This is a genomic window from Limosilactobacillus balticus (assembly GCF_014145615.1).
GTDB lineage: Bacteria > Bacillota > Bacilli > Lactobacillales > Lactobacillaceae > Limosilactobacillus > Limosilactobacillus balticus.
Genome location: NZ_JACIVH010000035.1, coordinates 1 through 243, shown reverse-complemented (window position 1 = coordinate 243; position 243 = coordinate 1). Strand labels below are relative to the sequence as shown.

1 protein-coding gene is annotated in these 243 nt (G+C 49.0%); it reads left to right on the top strand.

The features are described 5' to 3' along the window. Positions 1–243, top strand: a 243-nt coding sequence (locus H5S10_RS00445; protein WP_182588361.1) for a hypothetical protein, incomplete at both ends; no start/stop codon positions are given.

Sequence of the window (243 nt, the reverse complement as noted above, 5' to 3'; positions counted from 1 at the left end):
AAGCGGAGGTACTTTCACTTGCACTTACCGAAGCTGAAGTTGATTCACTCGCACTTACAGATGCTGATGTGCTTTCACTTGCACTTACCGAAGCAGAGGTACTTTCACTTGCACTTACGGAGGCTGAGGTACTTTCACTTGCACTCAACGATGTTGAGGCACTTTCGCTGGCGCTTACTGAAGCCGAAGTGCTTTCACTTGCACTCAACGATGTTGAGGCACTTTCGCTGGCGCTTACTGAAG